The organism is Paracoccus beibuensis (assembly GCF_026162625.1).
Lineage (GTDB): Bacteria > Pseudomonadota > Alphaproteobacteria > Rhodobacterales > Rhodobacteraceae > Paracoccus > Paracoccus beibuensis.
On the sequence record NZ_JAOTBD010000074.1, the window covers coordinates 1 to 4,476 of the forward strand.

Genomic DNA, 4,476 nt, shown 5'->3' on the forward strand with positions numbered 1-4,476 from the left:
CGACCGGATCATCACGAACCTGGGCGTCCTCGACGTTGTCCCCGGCGGCCTGAAGATAGTCGAAACAGCCGACGGCGTGACCGAGGACGACCTCCGCGCCGCGACCGAGGCCACGATCGTCATCTAATACCAACGGTCCGAATCGCTGGCGCGACGGGCTAATCGGCGGCGGGAAGCGCCGAGTGGCTGGGCTTTGCCTGCACCATGATGGGCTCGACGGGAAGGTTTCCGATAGAAGGGTTGGGTGTCAAATTGAGTCGGGCAAGTCGAGAGCTGTGTCTCGGTCAATATCAGGCCTCTGACTATGTCGCTTTTCAGGAAGCCTATTACAGCGTAGATCTTGCTGCGTCCCGCCACTATCGCGACCGTCGAGATCTTGCGCAGATCATCGAAGCCCAGGCCAATGGTGCATCGGTTCAGCGGATGATCGACCTTTGCGCCCGCGGCGTCGTAGAATAAAGCATTCGTGTCTCCTACCGCACCGCACGCGCGAACTTCAGCGAGTTCCTGTGATGTGATCATGTTCTGGCGCCGCTAGAATGAACACAACGCCGATCCCGGCGTGCCCACCGGTCCCTCCCACGTGCCCGGCGTCGCCAGGTTGCTGGCGGGCGCGGCGCCAGGCACGCGGGGTCCTCCCGTGGACAACCCTCCGCACCAGCGTCATCCTTGACCGGATGCACCCTGATCAACCATGAAGAACTTGCCTCAGGCCGCTACCGTCAACCGGTCGGATACTCCTGGAACGACTGGTCGGTTGTTGCTGAAATAAGCGGTCGGATGCCGTGGAATACGCATCCTGGCTCCGCCGTCCCCGCTCCCGGATGTAATCCTTGGTGATCGTGTAGCCGCCGGTGAACCCGCATTCGTCGCGCAGGCGGTCGAACACCCGTTTCGCCGTATTTCGCTGCTTCCGCGGCATGGAGCGGTCCGCCTCAAGCCGGCCCTCAATGATCGGGAAAAAGGGATCGAGCTTCCGCCGCCTGACCTCGGCCGCCGGTAACCCGGCGGCACCGAGAACGTCATCATCTTCGCAATCGTATCGCGGGAGATGTTGAAGGCCTTCGCCGCCTGACGGTGGCTCAAACCTGCCACGCAGGCCTGGCGAACTCTGAGTATGGTTCCACGCTGAAAATCCTCGCACCCTCCCTGCTGCCGCAGAAAGGGAAAGGATAGACAAGTTTTACGCCGCCCGCAGCAGTTCCATGCCGCCGCTCCCGTGGACGAGTTTCTCATCCCCGGCGAGTCAGAGATCAAGGCTGTTGGCACTACTTGATCTGTGCCCGCCACCGCTCAAGGACGGTATTGTTACCAATGCTGGCCGCGGGGTCCATTCGCGGCCAGCTGAGGCCTAGGCGGCCCTCGGCAATGGCCCGGCTCGCAGCTTCGGCCTCGAACGTAAAGAGATGCTCCGAATGGCACAGATCTTCGACGCGCTCATGTCCCCCTGCGGTCACATGGATACGTGCGTCCGACGGCCCCCCGTCGCGCCCGGGAGTCCAGGGGGTCGGAAGCAGCAGGCTGCCTCGATCGCCTTCGACACATATGATGTTGTCCATTGTCTGGCTGATCGCGCAGCCGATCTCGGCGGTGATGCCGCCGGCGAATCCCAGCACGCCGTGCGCAACTTCGACGACACCACTCCGGCCAATCAAGCAAACGCCACTGATGGTTTCTGGCTCCGCGTACTGCCTCTGCCCGACTCCTGCGAAAAGGCGTGCAGCGGAAACGGGGTAGCCGCCGACGTCCAAGATTGCCCCGCCGCCCAGTTCTTGCGAAAACAGTCGGGAGCCGGAATCAAAGGGTGCATGGAAGCCGAACGTCGCGCGCACGTGCCGGAGTGTGCCTATTTCGCCTGATTGTAGGATCTCCACTGCCCGCGCGATTTGCGGATGGCACAGGTACATGTAGGCTTCCATGAAAAAGACCCGGTTCTGCGCCGCTGCCTCGACGAGCCTCCTGACTTCGGCGACGGTGACTCCAGCCGGCTTCTCAACCGACACGTGCTTGCCGGCTTGGATCGCCATCAAGGCCTGCTCGGCGTGAAAGGCGTGCGGAGTCGCGATGTGAATGGCGTCCACGTGCGGATCTCTGCACAGATTCCGGTAGTCGGTGTATCGCTTCGCCTTGTCCAGACCGTAGCGCTCTCCGAACACGCGTCCGCTCGCTTCGGTGCGGCTCGCCACGGCGATGAGAACTCCTGAAGGTGCCTCCGCCATTCCTTCGGCGAAGTTCCGGGCAATATTCCCGGGGCCAATTAACCCCCACCGTGTTACAGACATATGGCGCTCTCCTAGGTAGGCAGTAGGTGTCTGTGCCGACAATGTGGGTCCGAGCCGACGAACACTGCGGCGGCTCGGCTGTGACTAGCAGTCACGGCGCTATGCGGCCGTGTGCCGGCGACACTGCTGGGCGCTTTCGGGGAGCCTTACCGTTACCTTGTACGTCCTTCCGCGTTCGATATGACTCAGGACGGACCCGTCGAGCTGCTTCCGGTCGACGTCGATCTCCCGATCGGTCAGGCCGCCGACGCGCTCAACTTCAACCTCGAAGATGGCGCCCCGGAATGTCCTGCGAAAGCGGCAGCGATCCCAGTCTGAGGGGATCTGAGGCTCGATGACAATCCCGTCGCGCATGCCCCGAAGGCCGCAAAGCTGCTCGATCACCAGACGATAGAACCAGGAGGCCGTCCCGGTGTTGAACAGGTTACTCGACCGTCCTGCGGTCTGGGGATACTGGTGCAGCGCCCCGCGATAGTAGTTCGGGATGTAGAGCGGCAGCTGGCCACGGAGGGCAATGTCATCCGCCTGGGGATCGGTTAGCATTGCGCGCAACACGCGGTAAGCCCGATCGCTTTCGTCGACATGGTAGAGCGCCGCGGCATAGAACGCGGCGGCATGATTGTAGACCGCACCGTTCTCGGCAACGCCTGGCCATTTCTGGGTCAGCCGGCCCACATCCTCACGCATCCGGGTGTAGGCGGGCGCAAAAATGGCGATGCCGTAGGGCGTCTCCAGCTGGTCATCGATGGCGCGCAGCATCCGAGCCTTGCGATCCTCGTCCGCCGCGCCGCAGAGCATCGCCCAACTCTGGGCGTTCAGGTAGATCCGCCCCTCCACGTCAGCCGACACGCCGAAAGGCTTTCCGGCGTCCGTGATGCCGCGGGCGTACCAGTCGCCGTCCCACAGATGCGCATTGATTCGCTCGACCATGGCGTTGGCCTCTCGCCGCAGCCAGCCAGCTGTTTCTTGGTCGGCTTCTGCGTCGCAGACTTTGGCCCAAAGCGACATCGCGTAACTTGACGCCTCAGCCAGCCACCCTGAGACGCCCTTGCCCTTGTATCCGACCATATTCATCGGGTCGTTCCAGTCGCCCTGCGCAATCAGAGGCAGGCCGCAGTCGTCCACCTCGCGAGCCAAAAAGCTTAGCGCTCGGGTGACGTGGTCGTAGAGGCTGTCCGTCCTGTCGCTGTCAGCCCACCCGGTCGGCGCGGCTAGAATGGAGCGGTCGTTCGTCTCGTCCAGGTAGGCGCAGGTCGCGATCACCAGCCAAACCGCGTGATCGGTGTGGGGGACCTGGTTGATGTACTTCAGCGCCGCATCAGGGCGGAGCAGGATACCGTCTGGCACCTTGCCAGATACGAACTGCTGGCTTGCGGCGCGGAGGATGACCTCGCGAGTCGTGTCGGGCCGGATGAACACCATGCCGAGCGCGTCCTGCAGGTAGTTCCGTGTCTGCGGATCTGTAGTCAGGCGGTTAGTATCTCCGTGATAGAAGACCTGCCGCGGCAGCCAGTGGTTTACGAAGACGTCGAACGCGGCATCGGGCGATTCGATCTCGAAGCTGCCCAGCCCGCCGGCCACATAGGCGCGGGAGGTGCTTTGCACCGCGTCTGCGTCGCCCCGCAGGTACTTCTCGATGAGCATAGCGACTTCGGATTTGTCGCGGGCCGGCCCGAATACCAACCTGAAGCGCTCGGATGCGCCTGCAGGGAGCGACAGGTTGTATTGCAAAATGCCTGCGGGGATCTCATAGGCCGCTTCGCCGCCGGCCAGGTTTTTGCCTGCCTGCAGCGCCGACGGGTCCGCAAGCCCGCCTTCGCCCTCGAAAGCCTGCTGCGAGACCTCGAAATGGTCGGGCAAGCGGTCGGCGGCGAGAAATGTGATGTCCTTGAAGTGGCGGTTCCGGAAATAGTCCTCGACTGCCTGATAAGGGGTCACGCTAGTGCAGAGGACGGCGCCGAGGTCAGCGTCGAAGTGAAGAGATCCTGCCGAAATGGGCGCAGCGGTCGCGCAGCCCTCCTGCCGGTCCTCTACCTGCGTGGTATCTCGATGGGAGATTTTCAGGAGGCGCTGGCCGCGCGCCCGGATCGAGAACGAGGCCGGCAAGATCACCGAATGGCGCTCGAAGGCGCTGCCACGCTACAGGCGGCTGACGAAGAGGGCCGAAACCCTTCGCGGCGGTCTACCTGGCCGG

General features: G+C 63.0%; 3 protein-coding genes and 4 pseudogenes. 3 read left to right on the plus strand and 4 right to left on the minus strand.

The window, feature by feature from the left end; genetic code table 11:
• Positions 1 to 127 (plus strand): annotated as a pseudogene (locus OC159_RS19635) (succinyl-CoA--3-ketoacid-CoA transferase); the annotation flags it as partial.
• Here the strand turns inward: OC159_RS19635 and OC159_RS20310 are convergent.
• The 4 genes and pseudogenes from OC159_RS20310 to OC159_RS19655 form a co-directional block, all read right to left on the minus strand.
• Positions 124 to 522, minus strand: a complete 399-nt coding sequence (locus tag OC159_RS20310) for a sugar-binding domain-containing protein (protein ID WP_407674162.1) — start codon at positions 520 to 522, stop codon at positions 124 to 126. The pseudogene OC159_RS19635 and the gene OC159_RS20310 overlap by 4 nt on opposite strands.
• 268 nt (positions 523 to 790) lie before the next feature.
• Positions 791 to 1,119, minus strand: a pseudogene (locus tag OC159_RS19645) (IS21 family transposase); the annotation flags it as partial.
• A 149-nt stretch (positions 1,120 to 1,268) separates the two neighbouring features.
• A complete protein-coding gene (locus tag OC159_RS19650; RefSeq protein WP_265502925.1) occupies positions 1,269 to 2,282 on the minus strand; it encodes a Gfo/Idh/MocA family protein in 1,014 nt (337 codons plus the stop codon).
• A gap of 99 nt (positions 2,283 to 2,381) precedes the next feature.
• Positions 2,382 to 3,926, minus strand: coding sequence for a GH36-type glycosyl hydrolase domain-containing protein (locus tag OC159_RS19655; RefSeq protein ID WP_265502926.1), 1,545 nt, complete (start codon positions 3,924 to 3,926; stop codon positions 2,382 to 2,384).
• 302 nt (positions 3,927 to 4,228) lie between these two features.
• Between OC159_RS19655 and OC159_RS20315 the strand changes: the two are divergent.
• A pseudogene (locus OC159_RS20315) lies at positions 4,229 to 4,376 on the plus strand (IS256 family transposase); the annotation flags it as partial.
• Positions 4,351 to 4,476, plus strand: a pseudogene (locus OC159_RS19660) (IS256 family transposase); the annotation flags it as partial. The pseudogenes OC159_RS20315 and OC159_RS19660, both read left to right, overlap by 26 nt.